A 14,115-nucleotide genomic window follows, 5' to 3' on the forward strand; every position below is an offset into this window, starting at 1 on the left:
CAAGCCCTACGGTCTCCGGGGTCGCCCGGCCGCTCCGTCGCCTCCCCATAGACCTTCAGCGGCTGGCCGCGTGAAGCGGCGAAGCCGTGCTTTTGTTGAAACGCGAACCGTCCTTTACGCCGCCGTCTTCTTCCGAAGCCGCGCCAGCCGGCGCAGGCGGCGCCAGAAGCGGGTCTTTTCGGGTTCGGGGTAGGGCTGCAGGTTGCGGAAGAATTCCTCGGCGCAGGCGCGCCACGAGAACTTCTCGGCGAACTTGCGGACCACGACGCGGTCGAGGTCCAGGCAGGCCAGGCAGGCTTCCTTCAGGCCGTCGGTCTGGCCCGGGGCAAGGACGCCGGCGTTCGAGCCTGGGATGATGTCCACCGGACCCGGGGCCGAGAAGGCCGCCACCGGCACGCCGGCGGCCATCGCCTCCAGGATCACCAGGCCGAAGGTGTCGGTCAGGGACGGGAAGCAGAAGACGTCCGCGCCGCCGAAATAGCGCGCCAGCTCGTCGCCGAACTTGGCCCCCAGGAACTTCACCTCGGGATATTTCTCGGCCAGTTCCTCGCGCTGGGGACCGTCGCCGATAACGACCTTGGTGCCCGGCAGGTCGAGGCTGGCGAAGGCCTCGATGTTCTTCTCGACGGCCACGCGGCCGACATTGAGGAAGATCGGGCGCGCCAGGCCCTCGAACGGATCGGGATCGCCCGGCTGGCGCGGCTTGAAGATGTCGGTGTCGACGCCGCGCGACCATGGGGAGAGGTTGCGGAAGCCGTGCTTGGCCAGCTCGTCGCGCATGGTGGGCGTGGCCACCATCAGACGGCCCGACGGCTTGTGGAACCAGCGCATGTAGGTGTAGCCGGCCGCCAGCGGCAGCGGCAGGCGGGCCGAGACATATTCGGGGAACTTGGTGTGGTAGCTGGTCGTGAACGGCAGCTTCCACTCCAGGCAGATCCGGCGGGCGGCCAGACCGATGGGGCCCTCGGTGGCGATGTGGATCGCCTCGGGCTCGAACGACTTGAAGCGCTCCTGCACCGGCTCATAGGCGCCGATGGCCAGCTTGATCTCGGGATAGGTGGGCAGCGGGAAGGTCGGGAACTGTTCGGGGCTGACGACATCGACCTCGTGGCCCATGGCGCGCAATTCCTCGACCACCCGGGTCAGGGTGCGGACCACCCCGTTGACTTGAGGTTCCCAGGCGTCGGTAGCAAGCAGAATGCGCATCAGGCGGCGGCCGGCTCCGGCAACGGCTCTTCGGCGGCGGACTTGCCCAGCGACCGGGCGCGGTCGATCACCGACCACGACCGCTCCTTGGCCCATTCCAGGATCTCGAGCTTGCCGTCGGCGTGCTCGACCAGGGCCGTGCAGCTTTCCACCCAGTCGCCGTCATTGACATAGGCGATGCCGTCGATGTCGCGCATCTCGGCCTTGTGGATGTGACCGCAGATCACGCCGTCGACGCCGCGGCGACGCGCTTCGTCCGCCACGGCGGCCTCGAAGTTCTCGATGAACTGCAAAGCGTTCTTCACCTTGACCTTCAGATACGCCGAAAGGCTCCAGTAGCCGAACCCCAGGCGGCGACGCGCGCGATTCACCAGAGTGTTCAGCATGAGGATGGTTCTATAGGACCAATCTCCGAGGAAGGCGAGCCACTTGGCGTGCTGCACGACGCCGTCGAACTCGTCGCCATGAACGACCAGGTAGCGCTTGCCGTCGGCGGCCTCGTGGATCACGTCGCGGGCCACGATCACGCCGCCGAAGTGCGTGCCGCAGAAGTCGCGGACGCGGTCGTCGTGATTGCCGGGCACGTAGATGACCTCGGCGCCCTTGCGGGCCATGCGCAGGATCTTCTGGACCACGTCGTTGTGGGCCTGGGGCCAGTACCAGCCGCTGCGCAGCTTCCAGCCGTCGATGATGTCGCCGACCAGATACAGCTTGTCGCACTCGATGTGGCGGATGAAGTCCAGCAGCAACTCGGCCTGGCAGCCACGCGTGCCCAGGTGCAGGTCGCTGATGAAGACGGAGCGGTAGCGGCGAACGGCGACGTCGGCGCTCATGGTCGAACCCCCGTTGAGGCGCCGCGAGATCGTTCCGTCCCCGGATCGGAAGATGGCGGCCAACGGCGAGCGATTAAGCTGATTGCGTGTCGCTTTGATGAAATGTCGACCTGGCCTTTTACCCGTTGTTTACCCGCGGCCGGTCGGGAATTGCTCAATTTCAGCGCATACGTCAAAAGGCGCGCGCTTGCGGCGCCGCTTTCGCCGCCGGCGCGGTTACGGACTGTTGCGGTGCAGCATCCCTCGCACTAGATCACCCCGATGGACGCCGCTCGCCTCGCCAAGGACACGCCGAAGTCGCAGAAGACGCGCGCGCGGATTCTGGACTGCGCGATGCGCCTGATCGCCGAGATCGGCTATCACGCGGCCACCAATCCGGCGATCGCCGACGCCGCCGGCCTGACGCGCGGCGCGATGCTTTATCACTTCCCGACCCGCGAGGCCCTGGTCGAGGCCGCCGTCGCCCATATCCAGGCCGAGCGCTCGACCCTGTTCCGCGCCGCCGCCGAGAACCTGCCGGCCGGCGCCGACGTCACCGAGCACGCGATCGACAGCTATTGGGACCTGCTGCACTCGGTGCCCTTCCAGGCCTTCGCCGAGCTGGAGGCCGCCGGCCGCGTCGATCCGGCGATCCGCGCCCTGCTGGCCCCGGCCCAGGCCGAGTTTGACCGCGCCCAGGCCGGCGATCACTTCCTGAAGATCCTGCACGCCGGCGCCGGCCCGCGCTTCCAGGCCAGCCGAGACCTGGCGCGATTCATGCTGGAGGGCCTGGCCCGCTCGACCCTGACCTACGACAAGGACGGCCGCAAGGAGCGCCTCCTGGCCGTGATCAAGCGGGCGACGCACATGCTGAACCGCAAGGGCGACATCCAGGACCTCTGGCCGGAATAGGCGTCAGGCCTTCAGCGCCTTGGGCAGCACCTGGGCGAAGATGTCCAGTTCGGCGGGCGTCGCGGTGCCGACCCGAATCCAGGTGGGATGGCGAGGGCTGTCGAACACGCGCACCTCGACGCCCATCGCGGCCAGGGTCTTCTGGAAGGCCAGGTTCGGTTTGCCGCTGTCGACGAAGACATAGGTGCCGTGCGAGGGCAGGTAGGCCAGACCATTTGCCCGGCAGATGGCGTAGATCTTCTCGCGGCAGCCTTGCAGATAGGCCTTGGCGCCGGCCAGATAGGCTTGGTCGCCGTAGCAGACGGTCGCCGCCGCCAGGCCGGGGCGGCCCTTGTGAGTGGGGATCAGGCTCTTCAGCGTCCGCACCCGGGCCTCGGGACCGGCGATGAAGCCGACCCGCAGGCCGGCCATGCCGTAGACCTTGGAAAAGGTGCGGGCGACGATCACGTCGTGGCCGGCGCGAACCAGGTCCATCATCGAGTGGCGGACGGGGTCGGGGCTGATCTCGATATAGGCCTCGTCGACGATCACCGGACAGGTCTTGGCGACCTCGACGATGAAGGCCCGCAGAGCGTCGGGATCCAGCAGCAGGCCGGTCGGATTGTTCGGATTGCAGACATAGACGACGCCGGCCTTCACGGCCTTGGCGCGTTCGGCCAGGGCCGGCAGGTCGATCTGGTGATCGGCGGCGACGGGAACCCATTCCAGCTTGGCGCCCTGGCGCTCGGCATAGAGCAGGGGCGTGGCGTAGCTGGGCTGGGCCGAGACGACGGGGCCGGTCTTGGAAAAGGCGGTCGACAGCAGCGACAGCGCCTCTAGCGAGCCGTTGCACAGGCCGACCTGCTCGGGCTTGAGGCCGTCGCGGGCCGCGATCAGCTTGACCAGCGGCGGCTCCAGCGTCCAGGCGTAATACGGCGTCTCCAGCAGGGCGTCGGCGGCGGCCTTGCGGGCGGCCGGGGAAGGGCCGAACGGATTTTCGGTGACGCCCAGATGGGCGCGGATGGCCGGCGGCGCGTTCGGATCGACCGAGGTTTCGGCCCCAAGCGCCAGGGCGGGGGTCAGAGCCGGCGCCAGGGCCGCGCCGCCGATCAGCAGATTGCGCCGCGTCGTGTCCATGATCCGCTCTCCAGCTCGGTCTAGATTTTTATTTTCGCGGAAAGCCGGCGTCCGCCTTTCCGCGCGATGCTCTAGTTGCCGCCCGTTGGTGACAGCCTCAAGACGCTCCTCACGTCAGGCTTATCGGCAAAGCCGTCGTGAACTTGATCTGCTCCATCGCGAAGCTGGACGAGACGTCGGTCAGCGGGGCGGTGGCGATCAGGCGCTTGTAGAAGCGGTCATAGGCGGCGATGTCGCGCACGACGACCTTGAGCAGATAGTCGACGTCGCCGCTCATCCGGTAGAACTCGATGACCTCGGGCAGGGCGCGGGCTCCGGCGGCGAAGGCGTTGAGCCATTCCTCGTCATGGCGGCCGGTCTTGACGGCGACGAAGACGGTCAGGCCCAGATCCAGCGCGTCGCGATCCAGCAGGGCGACCTTGGCGGTGATCACGCCGCTGTCCTGCAGGCGCTTGACCCGCTTCCAGCACGGGGTCTGGCTCAGGCCCACCCGGTCGGCGAGTTCGGCGATCGGGACGGTGGCGTCCTCCTGCAGGATGGCCAGCAGGCGGCGGTCGATATGATCGAGATCAATCATCTCGCGATCCAGTGTGCTAGAGAACGAAATTCTCCGTATCGCGGAGTTGATAACCTTTCAAACCATGTCTTTCTCCGAATCTCGCCCATCCTAGGAGGCCTCGGTCATCTAGCGGGGCGTCCATGGACCTGTCGTTCACCCGTCATCCCAAGTCGGTCGGCGAAACCTATGGCGAGCACATGGGCGTGGCGTGGAGCTTTGGCTTCACCCTGCTCGGCGCGGGCCTGGCGTGTCTCGTCCACGGCATTCTGCCGTTCGCCTTCGAGCGCACGGGCAGCCAGACGGTGCGCCGCCTGAACGAGCGGCTGTCGAACCGCTGCGCCAAGGCCGACGCGCACTTCGCGGCGGGCGAGACCGTCCGGGGATGACCGCCGCCGCTCTGCGCGTGAGCGCCAATCGCCTGGGTCCCGGCGTTATCGCCGGCCTGCTGCTGGCCGTGATGGCCAAGCTGCTGTCCCAGAACATGCATGCTCCCGCGCCGCTGATCGCGGTGGTGCTGGGCATGATGCTGGGCGCGATGGGCCTGCAGGCCCAGCTGGGCGCCGGGCTCGATCTCTTCGCCAAGCCGGGTCTGCGCCTGGGCGTGGCCATGATGGGGGCCCAGATCAGCTGGGCCGAGCTGGCGGGTCTGGGCGGTTCGGCCCTGCTGGCCAGCGGCGTGGTCGTGCTGGGCGGCCTGGGCATCGGCGCCTTGGCGGGAACGGCCCTGGGCCTGCCCTTCGCCGAGGCCCTGATCGCCGCCGCCGCCTGCTCGATCTGCGGCGCCTCGGCCGCCCTGGCCGCCTCGCAGGCCGCCCCGGCCAGCCCCGCCAACCAGCGGACCACGGCCCTGGTCATCGTGGGCGTGAACCTGCTGTCGACCGTCGCCATGCTGGGCTATCCGCCGCTGGCCCACGCCCTGGGCCTGACCGCGCACCAGTCGGGCGTGTTCTTCGGCCTGTCGATCCATGACGTCGCCCAGGTGGCCGGCGCCGGGGCCTCGGTCTCGCCCGAGACCGCTAGCACGGCCGCCCTGGCCAAGCTGTCCCGCATCGTCTGGCTCGGCCCGGCGGTGGTGCTGATCGGCGTGATGCTGACCCGAGGCGCGGAGAGCGATGGCAAGGCAGGCGCCTTGTCCCGGCTGAAGCCGCCGCCGCTGTTCGTCTGGGGCTTCGCCGCCCTGGCCGGCGCGCGGGGCCTGGGGCTGATCCCGCCGGCGCTGGTCTCCGCTCTGACCGCCTGCTCCAGCTTCCTGCTGCTGGCCGGCGTGGGCGCGATCTCGGCCAAGCTGGGCCCCAAGGCGCTGCTGGAGGTCAAGCCCCGGCTGGCGATCATGCTGGGCACGGTCACGCTGGCCGTCGCGGTCATGGCCTACGCGCTGACGAGAATATTCTTCTAATCAACGGCTCTTGGCGGGGCACGAAACCCGCTTCATGGTCCCCCCGAAGAGTCGGAGGAACCGCGCTTGAGCTTCTGGACCCGCCGCAAGGCGATCGACACCATCACCGCCGGCATCGACGGCGCGCATCAACTGAAGAAGACCCTGAGCTGGCCGCACCTGGTGGCGCTCGGGGTCGGGGCCATCGTCGGCACCGGCATCTACACCCTGACCGGCATCGGCGCGGGCCTGGCGGGGCCAGGCGTCATCCTGTCGTTCCTGATCGCCGGCGCGGTCTGCGCCTGCGCGGCCCTGTGCTACGCCGAACTCTCGACCCTGATGCCGGCGGCGGGCAGCGCCTACACCTATAGCTACGCGGCCATGGGCGAGCCCGTCGCCTGGTTCGTCGGCTGGAGCCTGATCCTCGAATACACGCTGGTCTGCGCGGCCGTGTCGGTCGGCTGGTCGGCCCACGCCCACGACCTGTTCAAGGCGGCGGGCTTCTCCGAGCTTCTGTTGAACGGGCCGCACGTCACGCTGCCGGGCGGCGGACATGGCCTGGTCAATTTGCCGGCCGTGATCATCTCGATGGCGGTGGCGGGGCTCCTGGCCATCGGCACGCGCGAGAGCGCCACGGTGAACATGATCCTGGTGGCGGTGAAGATCGTCGCCCTGATCATCTTCGTGGCGCTGTGCCTGCCCGTCTTCGATCCGGCTCACTTCACGCCGTTCATGCCCAACGGCTTCCAGGCGCACCTGCCGGCCGGCGCCGGCCCCGACGCCGCCAAGGTGGGGGTCATGGCCGCCGCCAGCCTGATCTTCTTCGCCTTCTACGGCTTCGACGCGGTCTCGACCGCCGCCGAGGAGACCAAGAACCCCAAGCGGGACCTGACCATCGGCATCGTCGGCTCGATGGCCGCCTGCACGGCCATCTACATGATCGTCGCCGCCGCCTCGATCGGGGCTTCCCGCGCCGAGGTGTTCTCCAAGAGCGAGGCGCCGCTGGTGTTCATCCTGGAGACGCTCAAGCACGGCAAGATGGCCCAGCTGGTGGCCCTGGCCGCCGTGGTCGCCCTGCCCACCGTGATCCTGGCCTTCATGTACGGTCAGAGCCGGATCTTCTTCGTCATGGCTCGCGACGGCCTGCTGCCCCGCGCCCTGTCGAAGGTCAACGCCAAGACCGGGACCCCGGTGCTCATGACCCTGTTGACCGGGGTGCTGTCGGCGGTGCTGTCGGGCTTCCTGTCGCTGAAGGACATCGCGGAGCTGGCCAACGCCGGCACCCTGGCGGCGTTCATCGCGGTCGGCGCGTCGGTGATCGTGCTGCGGCTGCGCGAGCCGGATCGCCCGCGCGTGTTCTCGACGCCGATCTGGCCGGTGGTCGCCCCGGCCGGCATCCTGGGCTGCCTCTATCTGTTCTACAGCCTGCCGGAAAAGACCCAGCGCTACTTCCTCTACGCCCATCTGATCGGCGCGGTGATCTACACCGCCTACGGGATGCGCAAGAGCGTGCTGGCCCAAGCGGAGAAGGCCCCAGGGTAAGGCTTCCATTCTCGGGGACCATCGCTACAGTCTCGGCAAAACAGATGTTTGACGCGCCCCCGCTTCTAGCGAGGGCGCTGGACACCGGGAGAACGCGCATGGCCCTCGATCTGGAAACCCGCGAGCAGTTGATCGACACGGTGGCGCGCTTCGTGGCCGAGCGGCTGCGGCCGATCGAGGCCCAGGTCGCCGAGAACGACGCCGTTCCAGCCGACGTGATCGAAGAGATGAAGGGCCTGGGCCTGTTTGGCCTCTCCATTCCCGAAGAGTACGGCGGTCTCGGCCTCGACATGGAGGAAGAGGTGCTGGTGGCCATCGAGCTGGGTCGCGCCTCGCCGGCCTTCCGCTCGGTCTTCGGCACCAATGTCGGCATCGGCAGCCAGGGTCTGGTGATGTTCGGCGACGACGCCCAGAAGGCGAAGTGGCTGCCGGGCATCGCCTCGGGCGAGATCATCACCTCCTTCGCCCTGACCGAGCCGGAAGCCGGGTCCGATAGCGCCGCGGTGCAGACCCGGGCCGCGCGGGACGGCGACTTTTACGTGCTGAACGGCGCCAAGCGCTACATCACCAACGCCGGCAAGGCGTCGCTATTCACGGTGATGGCCCGCACCAATCCGGACGTGAAGGGCGGCGGCGGGGTCTCGGCCTTTCTCGTGCCGCGCGACCTGCCGGGTCTCTCCGTCGGCAAGCCCGAGAAGAAGATGGGCCAGCAGGGCGCCCATATTCACGATGTCACCTTCGACCATGTGCGCGTGCCGGTCGAGAACCGGTTGGGCGAGGAGGGCGAGGGCTTCAAGGTCGCCATGCAGGTGCTGGACCGCGGACGCCTGCACATCGCCGCCGTTTGCGTGGGCGTGGCCGAGCGGCTGATCGCCGACTGCGTGGCCTATGCCAGCGAGCGCAAGCAGTTCGGACAGCCCATCGCCAGCTTCCAACTGATCCAGGCGATGATCGCCGACAGCAAGACCGAGGCTCTGGCCGCCAAGGCCTTGGTTCTCGACGCCGCCCGAAAGCGCGACGCTGGCGCCAATGTCACCTTGGAAGCGGCGGCGTCGAAGCTGTTCGCCTCCGAAATGGTGGGCCGCGTGGCCGACCGGGCCGTGCAGGTGTTCGGCGGCGCGGGTTATGTCGCCGACTACGGGATCGAACGGCTGTATCGCGACGTCCGCATCTTCCGGATCTACGAAGGCACCAGCCAGGTCCAGCAACTGGTGATCGCTCGCGAGACCCTCAAGCGCGGGGGATAGGTCCGTTCCGCGCCGCGTTGAACAAGTCTCGACGCGGACGACCGAGCGGTGGGAATCCTTTCCCGTGATTTTCGACTGCGGTCGAATGTCGCGAAGCGTCGGATTGGGCGTGGTGCGGCTAGATGTCGCATTCCACAACAAATACGGACCTCTCTCCAGGGTTAAAGCGTCGGATTTCATTTGACGAACCTTGGGTGGAATGGTGGGCGTATGCGGCATACTGTCACTCGCGGAACGTGAATATTTAAGCCGTCGTTAAACATCCCATCCGAGCCTCGCCGTGGGCTTCGAAAGGAATGGGTGATGGGTCCGGATCACGCGATCGGCGAGCGAGTGGCGTTCATGGGATTGGACGACAAGGCGCGCGGAGCCCTGCGTGACTTGCAACCCGTCATTCACAAGACCATCGGCAAGGCGCTGGACGCCTTCTACGCCCGGGTGCGGGTCACGCCCGAGACAAGCCGCTTCTTTTCGGATGAGAGCCATATGCGGGCGGCTTCCGGCCGTCAGCAGTCGCACTGGCATGTGATCGCGCGCGCGGACTTCGACCAGACCTATGTCGACGCGGTCCGCGCGATCGGTCAGACCCACGCCCGGATCGGCCTGGAGCCGCGCTGGTATATCGGCGGCTACGCTTTGGTCAGCGAGCAACTGATCCGCGCGGTGATCGACGAGCAGTGGCCCAGGGGCTTCATCGCCAAAGGCGACGCGGCCAAGGCGGGCGAGTCGCTGAGCGCCCTGATCAAGGCGGTCCTGCTGGACATGGACTTCGCCATTTCGATCTATCTGGAGACGATCGAGCAAGAGCGTCAGCGCCTGGAAGCTCAGCGCCGCGAGAACGAGGCGGATCAGGCTCAGATGGTGTCGGCCCTCGGCGAGGCGCTGGATCGTCTGGCGCGCGGAGACCTCGCGGGGCGTTTGAACGTCGAGGTCAAACCGGAATTCCAGAAGTTGAAGGATGACTTCAACAACGCCGCCTCGATCCTCGAACAGGCGATGACGCGGGTCGCCGAAGCCACCGACGGCATTCGGTCCGGCGCCGACGAGATCAGCAGCGCCGCCGACGACCTTTCCCGGCGCACCGAACAGCAGGCCGCCAGCCTGGAAGAAACCGCCGCGGCGCTGGACGAGATCACCTCGACCATTCGCCGCTCGGCCGATGGGGCCAAGCAGGCTCAGGATGTCGTCGCCGGCGCCAAGGCCGAGGCCGAGAAGTCGGGCGTCGTGGTCGATCAGGCCGTCGCCGCGATGGGCGAGATTGAAACCAGCTCGCGCGAGATCGGCAACATCATCGGGGTCATCGACGAGATCGCCTTCCAGACCAACCTCTTGGCCTTGAACGCCGGGGTCGAGGCGGCGCGGGCCGGCGAGGCGGGCCGAGGCTTCGCGGTGGTGGCTCAAGAGGTGCGGGCCCTGGCCCAGCGCTCGGCCGAGGCCGCCAAGGAAATCAAGACCCTGATCGGCGCTTCGACCCGACAGGTCGGCGCCGGCGTGGAGCTGGTCGGTCAGACCGGCGAGGCGCTGCGCGGGATCGTTTCGAAGGTGGCCGAGATCGACGACCTGATCGTCCAAATCTCGTCCTCGGCCCAGCAGCAGGCCCAAGGCCTCAACGAGGTGAACACCGCCGTCAATCAGATGGACCAGGTCACCCAGCAGAACGCCGCCATGGTGGAGCAGACGACCGCCGCGACCCATTCGCTGAAGGGGCAAACCGCCGAACTGATCAAGCAGGTGTCCGCGTTCACGATTTCGGCGACCTCGCGGGCGGTGTCGCCGAGGCGCGATCCGGCTCCCGCGCCGGCGGCCGAGCGTCCCAGTCCGTCCCCGGTGGAACGCGCCGCGCCTCGCCAGCGTGTCGCGGCGTCGAGCGCGCGCGGCGGCGTCGCGGTCGCGGCGGCGGCCCCTAACGAATGGGAAGAATTCTAAGGTCCGGGCGCCGGAGATTCCGCATGTCAGGCGCGCTCCAGACAGCAGAACGCCCCCGCCGACCAGGTCGACGAGGGCGTTGTGTTTCCCCCGATCGGAAGAGACGCTTACGCGCCGCCCGGGAAGCGGAACGGAACCTTCACCGTGCCGGTCTTGGCGCCCATCGGCAGCTTTTCGGCGATGCACATCGCGGCCTTGTCGAAGCCCTTGCCGGCGGCGCTGTTGTCGACGACCTTGCAGTCCGACAGCTTGCCGTTCTCGGCGTTGCATTCCAGCATCACTTGCGCGGCGTCGCGCGTGTTGGCGAACTGCTGCAAGCAACGGCCCATTTGATCTTCGAAACCGCCGGCGGCCGAAGCGGCCTGGGCGACGAAAAAGCTGCCAGCGACTCCCGCGGCAATAGCGATCGGATATTTCATCCCGCTGCTCCTAGTAAAAGTTTTCCGTCCGGCGGACGACGCGTCAACTGGACGCATCAGCAACTTCTCAGGAGCGAGTTAAAAGAATCTGATCGGATAGATGATATTCCGAATTTACTTAATGGTAACCATGAACAGGTTGTCGGAGCGGTCCCACTTCGCGCGAGATTCTATATAGATTCTCCGTACTCTGACCTGCGACCAATTGCCCTTATCTGGACGTCCGGAGCACTTCTCGCGAAATCGGCTTTAACCAAGTCAGAGTCTGTTAGGACTCTATCGGGAATATCTCGCTTCAGTTTCGCGATCCGTGCGCACGGATCGCTGGTTGGAGGGGACCTCGCGATGAAACGGCTCCGTCTCGTCGATTTACCGTTGATCATCAAGATCGGCTTCGCGCCGGCTTTCGCGCTGCTCATGCTGGCCTTGATGGCGGGCGGAGCGGTCATTGTTCAGAAAAGCCAATCCGCGGCTTTGAAGCAGGTCGTTGAAAACGACATGCGCGAGAATATGGCGATCCAAAAGATCTCCAAGCGCATCTCCAACATCAATGGCGAACTCTACACGGTCCTGACGCACAAGGCCGGCAACATCGACGTCGCCAAGAACGACGCGCGCATGGCCGCGGTGCTCAGCGAGACGGACGCGGTGAAGAAGGAGCTCACCGCTCTGAAGGCCAAGCTTCCGGCCGAGGAACAGCCCAAGATCGCCGAACTGATCAAGCAGCTCGACGAATGCCGCAGCGCGATCGACACGGTCAGCGGCATGATCGGCGTCGACTTCAACATGGCCGTCGGGTTCATCGCTCCGTTCGAGGAGCAGTACGCCAAGATGACCGGCACGCTGGATCAGGTCGTGGCCGCCGCCAACAAGCGCGTCGAGGCCGAGACCGCCAAGCGTCAGGCCGAGGCCACCGCCGCGATGAGCGTCACGATCGTGCTGTCGCTGATCACCCTGGGCGCCGTCGCCGGCCTGGCCTGGATCACGGTGATGACGACCCGCAAGTCGATCAACGACATCGCCGCCGCCACCGACAAGCTGTCGAAGGGCGACAACACCATCGATCTGGAACGCATGAGCCGCGGCGACGAACTGGGCGCCATTGTTTCGGCCCTGAAGGTCTTCCGCGACAACCAACTGCATCTGGAGCGGCTGCGCGCCGAGCAGGAGAAGACGGCCGCCCTCACCGCCGACGAGCGTCGCGCCAAGGAAGCCGCCGCCGCCGCCGCCGCGCAGGAGGCCGCCACGGTCGTCAGCAACCTGGCCCAGGGCCTGGAGAAGCTGGCCCAGGGCGACCTCACCTTCCGCGTGACCGCCGATTTCCCCGGCGACTACCGCAAGCTGAAGGACGACTTTAACGCCGCGATGGGATCTCTGCAGGAGACGATGAAGGTCATCGCCGCCTCCACCGACGGCCTGCGCACCGGCGCCGACGAGATCGCCCACGCCTCCGACGACCTGTCGCGCCGCACCGAACAGCAGGCCGCCAGCCTCGAAGAGACCGCCGCCGCCCTCGACGAGCTGACCGCCACCGTGCGTCGCACGGCCTCGGGCGCCCGCCAAGCCTCCGACGTCGTCTCCACCACGCGCGGCGAAGCGACGCATAGCGGCCAGGTCGTGCACCAGGCAGTCTCGGCCATGGGCGAAATCGAAAACTCGTCCAAGCAGATCAGCCAGATCATCGGGGTCATCGACGAAATCGCCTTCCAGACCAACCTCTTGGCTCTGAACGCCGGCGTCGAGGCCGCCCGCGCGGGCGAGGCCGGTCGCGGCTTCGCGGTCGTCGCTCAGGAAGTGCGCGCCCTGGCGCAGCGCTCGGCCGAGGCGGCCAAGGAGATCAAGGCCCTGATCTCCAGCTCGACCCAGCAGGTCAGCCAGGGCGTCAGCCTGGTCGGCCAGACGGGCGAGGCTCTGCAGCGGATCGTGGCGAAGGTCGGCGAGATCGACGCCCTGGTCACCGAGATCGCGGCTTCGGCCGCCGAGCAGGCGACCGGTCTGAATGAAGTGAACACCGCGGTGAACCAGATGGATCAGGTCACCCAGCAGAACGCCGCCATGGTCGAGCAGTCGACCGCCGCGACGCACTCGCTGAAGGGTGAAACCGCCGAGCTGGTCCGCCTGATGGCCCGCTTCCAAGTCGGCGGGTCCTCGTCCTACAGCCGCCCGGCGGTCGCCGACGCGGCCCAGCACGCCCCGGCGCGCAACCCGGTGGCCGAGCAGCAGGCTCGTCTGAACGCCTTCGCCCGTCCCGGGCGGACCAGTGGTTCGGCGGCGGTCGCTCAGGCCCCCGCCACGGATGGTTGGGAGGAATTCTGATGGCCGCCATCGCGCTGCCTGAAAACCTGGACCTCAAGGCCGCCGCGCCTCTGAAGGCGGCTCTCGTCGAGCGGCGAGGCGCCGCGATCGAGATCGAGGCGGACAAGGTGCGCCGCCTGGGGGGGCTTTGCCTCCAGGTGCTTCTCGCGGGCCGCAAGGCCTGGGAGCAGGACGGCCAAGTGTTTTCCATCAAGGGGCCGTCGGAGGCCTTCGTCGAAACCATCCGTCTATTCGGCGCCGAAGGGGCGCTCCTCTCGGCGGAATTCCAAGGAGCTGAATCGTGACGCAGACGATTCTCACGGTCGATGATTCCCGGACCATGCGGGACATGCTGCGCATGGCCCTCGCCGGCGCCGGCTTCAATGTGGTCGAGGCCGTGGACGGCGAGCACGGTCTCGAAGTCCTGTCGGCCCATCGTCCGGACGTGATCATCACGGACATCAACATGCCCAAGCTGGACGGCTTCGGTTTCATCGAGGCGGTGCGCGTCGACGACGACTACCGCGCCATCCCGATCCTGGTCCTGACCACGGAAAGCGATCCGGCCAAGAAGCAGCGGGCCCGCGAAGCCGGGGCCACCGGCTGGATCGTCAAGCCGTTCAACCCGGAAAAGCTGGTCGAAGCCATTCGCCGGGTCGCCGCCTGAGGCTGATCAAGGCGGGGCTTCGGCGCCGCTGATGAATAC

14 protein-coding genes are annotated in these 14,115 nt (G+C 67.1%); 9 read left to right on the forward strand and 5 right to left on the reverse strand.

Going from position 1 to position 14,115, the window contains the following annotated elements; translation table 11 throughout:
• Positions 1 to 114 precede the first annotated feature (114 nt).
• Both OR37_RS14960 and OR37_RS14965 read right to left on the reverse strand, forming a co-directional pair.
• Positions 115 to 1,206 (reverse strand): glycosyltransferase family 4 protein, encoded by a 1,092-nt coding sequence (locus OR37_RS14960; RefSeq protein WP_004621619.1) that lies wholly within the window; start codon positions 1,204 to 1,206, stop codon positions 115 to 117.
• Entirely contained in the window at positions 1,206 to 2,039 is an 834-nt protein-coding gene (locus OR37_RS14965; protein WP_004621621.1) for a UDP-2,3-diacylglucosamine diphosphatase, read from the reverse strand. The genes OR37_RS14960 and OR37_RS14965 overlap by 1 nt, the downstream gene beginning before the upstream one ends.
• A gap of 261 nt (positions 2,040 to 2,300) precedes the next feature.
• Here OR37_RS14965 and OR37_RS14970 point away from each other — a divergent pair, with 261 nt between their 5' ends.
• On the forward strand, positions 2,301 to 2,930 hold the full coding sequence (locus OR37_RS14970) for a TetR/AcrR family transcriptional regulator (protein ID WP_004621624.1): 630 nt from the start codon (positions 2,301 to 2,303) through the stop codon (positions 2,928 to 2,930).
• 3 nt (positions 2,931 to 2,933) lie between these two features.
• On the opposite strand, the gene OR37_RS14975 is transcribed toward OR37_RS14970, so the two are convergent.
• Positions 2,934 to 4,046, reverse strand: coding sequence for a pyridoxal phosphate-dependent aminotransferase (locus tag OR37_RS14975; protein WP_004621626.1), 1,113 nt, complete (start codon positions 4,044 to 4,046; stop codon positions 2,934 to 2,936).
• Between the two features lie 109 nt (positions 4,047 to 4,155).
• Complete coding sequence (locus OR37_RS14980) at positions 4,156 to 4,623, reverse strand: Lrp/AsnC family transcriptional regulator (RefSeq protein ID WP_004621628.1); 468 nt, start codon at positions 4,621 to 4,623, stop codon at positions 4,156 to 4,158.
• A gap of 122 nt (positions 4,624 to 4,745) precedes the next feature.
• On the opposite strand from OR37_RS14980, the gene OR37_RS21865 reads away from it, so the two are divergent.
• The 5 genes from OR37_RS21865 (at position 4,746) to OR37_RS15005 (ending at position 10,695) form a co-directional block, all read left to right on the forward strand.
• The gene (locus tag OR37_RS21865; RefSeq protein WP_004621631.1) at positions 4,746 to 4,991 is read left to right on the forward strand and encodes a DUF6356 family protein; all 246 of its coding nucleotides are present in this window, start codon (positions 4,746 to 4,748) and stop codon (positions 4,989 to 4,991) included.
• Positions 4,988 to 6,001, forward strand: coding sequence for a putative sulfate exporter family transporter (locus OR37_RS14990; protein WP_004621632.1), 1,014 nt, complete (start codon positions 4,988 to 4,990; stop codon positions 5,999 to 6,001). Before OR37_RS21865 ends, OR37_RS14990 begins: the two co-directional genes overlap by 4 nt.
• 66 nt (positions 6,002 to 6,067) lie before the next feature.
• Positions 6,068 to 7,522 (forward strand): amino acid permease, encoded by a 1,455-nt coding sequence (locus OR37_RS14995; RefSeq protein WP_004621634.1) that lies wholly within the window; start codon positions 6,068 to 6,070, stop codon positions 7,520 to 7,522.
• A gap of 98 nt (positions 7,523 to 7,620) precedes the next feature.
• A complete protein-coding gene (locus OR37_RS15000; protein WP_004621636.1) occupies positions 7,621 to 8,769 on the forward strand; it encodes an acyl-CoA dehydrogenase family protein in 1,149 nt (382 codons plus the stop codon).
• A gap of 303 nt (positions 8,770 to 9,072) precedes the next feature.
• Positions 9,073 to 10,695 (forward strand): globin-coupled sensor protein, encoded by a 1,623-nt coding sequence (locus tag OR37_RS15005; protein WP_004621638.1) that lies wholly within the window; start codon positions 9,073 to 9,075, stop codon positions 10,693 to 10,695.
• Positions 10,696 to 10,802: 107 nt separating this feature from the next.
• On the opposite strand, the gene OR37_RS15010 is transcribed toward OR37_RS15005, so the two are convergent.
• A complete protein-coding gene (locus tag OR37_RS15010; protein ID WP_004621640.1) occupies positions 10,803 to 11,114 on the reverse strand; it encodes a hypothetical protein in 312 nt (103 codons plus the stop codon).
• Between the two features lie 345 nt (positions 11,115 to 11,459).
• Between OR37_RS15010 and OR37_RS15015 the strand changes: the two genes are divergently transcribed.
• From OR37_RS15015 to OR37_RS15025, 3 genes are read left to right on the forward strand one after another with little or no spacing between them, the layout of a single operon-like run.
• Positions 11,460 to 13,430, forward strand: coding sequence for a methyl-accepting chemotaxis protein (locus tag OR37_RS15015; protein WP_004621643.1), 1,971 nt, complete (start codon positions 11,460 to 11,462; stop codon positions 13,428 to 13,430).
• Positions 13,427 to 13,714 carry an STAS domain-containing protein gene (locus OR37_RS15020; protein ID WP_081612963.1) on the forward strand — a complete coding sequence of 96 codons (288 nt, stop codon included), beginning with the start codon at positions 13,427 to 13,429 and terminating at the stop codon, positions 13,712 to 13,714. Before OR37_RS15015 ends, OR37_RS15020 begins: the two co-directional genes overlap by 4 nt.
• Positions 13,711 to 14,076 (forward strand): response regulator, encoded by a 366-nt coding sequence (locus tag OR37_RS15025; protein ID WP_004621646.1) that lies wholly within the window; start codon positions 13,711 to 13,713, stop codon positions 14,074 to 14,076. Before OR37_RS15020 ends, OR37_RS15025 begins: the two co-directional genes overlap by 4 nt.
• The last annotated feature ends 39 nt before the right edge of the window (positions 14,077 to 14,115 follow it).

Source organism: Caulobacter vibrioides OR37 (assembly GCF_000372645.1).
Classification (GTDB): Bacteria; Pseudomonadota; Alphaproteobacteria; order Caulobacterales; family Caulobacteraceae; genus Caulobacter; species Caulobacter vibrioides_E.

Coding starts and splice junctions, on each gene's coding strand:
- OR37_RS15010 (WP_004621640.1), bottom strand. CDS start 11,114: ATGAAATATCCGATCGCTATTGCCGCGGGAGTCGCTGGCAGCTTTTTC.
- OR37_RS14990 (WP_004621632.1), top strand. CDS start 4,988: ATGACCGCCGCCGCTCTGCGCGTGAGCGCCAATCGCCTGGGTCCCGGC.
- OR37_RS21865 (WP_004621631.1), top strand. CDS start 4,746: ATGGACCTGTCGTTCACCCGTCATCCCAAGTCGGTCGGCGAAACCTAT.
- OR37_RS15005 (WP_004621638.1), top strand. CDS start 9,073: ATGGGTCCGGATCACGCGATCGGCGAGCGAGTGGCGTTCATGGGATTG.
- OR37_RS14960 (WP_004621619.1), bottom strand. CDS start 1,206: ATGCGCATTCTGCTTGCTACCGACGCCTGGGAACCTCAAGTCAACGGG.
- OR37_RS14965 (WP_004621621.1), bottom strand. CDS start 2,039: ATGAGCGCCGACGTCGCCGTTCGCCGCTACCGCTCCGTCTTCATCAGC.
- OR37_RS15000 (WP_004621636.1), top strand. CDS start 7,621: ATGGCCCTCGATCTGGAAACCCGCGAGCAGTTGATCGACACGGTGGCG.
- OR37_RS14975 (WP_004621626.1), bottom strand. CDS start 4,046: ATGGACACGACGCGGCGCAATCTGCTGATCGGCGGCGCGGCCCTGGCG.
- OR37_RS15015 (WP_004621643.1), top strand. CDS start 11,460: ATGAAACGGCTCCGTCTCGTCGATTTACCGTTGATCATCAAGATCGGC.
- OR37_RS14970 (WP_004621624.1), top strand. CDS start 2,301: ATGGACGCCGCTCGCCTCGCCAAGGACACGCCGAAGTCGCAGAAGACG.
- OR37_RS14980 (WP_004621628.1), bottom strand. CDS start 4,623: ATGATTGATCTCGATCATATCGACCGCCGCCTGCTGGCCATCCTGCAG.